1 protein-coding gene is annotated in these 1205 nt (G+C 74.9%); it reads left to right on the top strand.

Going from position 1 to position 1205, the window contains the following annotated elements; all coding sequences use genetic code 11:
* The coding region (locus GM672_RS28605; RefSeq protein WP_443094184.1) for an ATP-binding protein at window positions 1-1205 on the top strand (1205 nt) is incomplete at both ends.

The raw sequence follows: 1205 nt of genomic DNA, 5'->3' as shown, positions 1-1205 counted from the left end.
GCCAGGTGCGCTGCGCCGACCTGGCCGCGCTGGCCGACCCGGAGCTGCTGGCCGGCACCCTGGCCCAACTGGTGGGCGTGCCGCCTCATGGCGACGTGCCCGCCGGCGGCATGATCGTGGCCCTGGCCGACTGGCTGCGCGAACGGCGCCTGCTGCTGGTGCTGGACGGCTGCGAGCACCTGATCGATGCCGTCGCCGCCCTCGCCGAGCGGGTGCTGCGCGAGGCGCCCCGCGTGCATATCCTGGCCACCAGCCGCGAGCCGCTGCGGGCCCAGGGCGAATGGGTGCACCGGCTCGCGCCCCTGGCCGTGCCGCCACGCGAGCTGCCGGCCACCCCTGTGCAACTGGCCAACTGCGCGTCGGTGCAGCTGTTCGCCGAACGGGCCGGCGCCGACGGCGGCGGCTTCACCATCGACGAAGGCAATGCCCAGGCCGTGGCCGACATCTGCCGCCGCCTGGACGGCATTCCGCTGGCCATCGAGCTGGCCGCCGGCCGCGCCGCCTTCTTCGGCGTGCACGAACTGGCGCTGCGCCTGTCCGACTGCTTCGCCGTGCTCACGCGCGGCCGGCGCACGGCACTGCCCCGTCACCAGACCCTGCGCGCCACCTTGGACTGGAGTCACGACATGCTGTGCCCCGAGGATCGGGCCGTACTGCGCCGGCTGGCCGTGTTCCGGGGCGGCTTTACCCTGGCGGCGGCGGCCGAAGTGGCGCACGGCCCCGGTGTCGGGCCGGAGGCCGTGTTCGAGCGTATCGCCAACCTGGCCGCCAAGTCGCTGGTCGGCGTCGAGCCGGCCGGCGCGGCGGTGCAGTACCGGCTGCTCGACACGACCCGCAGCTATGCGCTCGAAAAGCTCGACGCCAGCGGCGAAGGGGCCATGGCGTCGGCCCGCCACGCGCGCTTCCACGTGCGCATGCTGACCGCCGCCCAGGACGACTGGCAGGTGCTGGCGCCCGCCCAGTGGCTGCGCCGGCACGGCCACTGCATCGATCACGTGCGTGCCGCGCTGGACTGGGCTTTCGGTCCGGAAGGCGACGCGGCCGTCGGCATCGAGCTGGCCGTGGTGTCGGCGCCCCTGTGGTACCAGCTGGCCCTGCTGGACGAATACCGCGCCCGGCTGGAGCCGGCCCTGGCCCGCAGCGAGTGCGCGCCGCACCTGGCGCCCGCGCTGCACCTGGCGCTGGGCCACGCGCTGCTGCACGTG

The organism is Pseudoduganella buxea (assembly GCF_009720835.1).
GTDB classification, from domain to species: domain Bacteria; phylum Pseudomonadota; class Gammaproteobacteria; order Burkholderiales; family Burkholderiaceae_D; genus Rugamonas; species Rugamonas buxea.
This window is presented reverse-complemented; position numbering and strand designations above follow the sequence as displayed.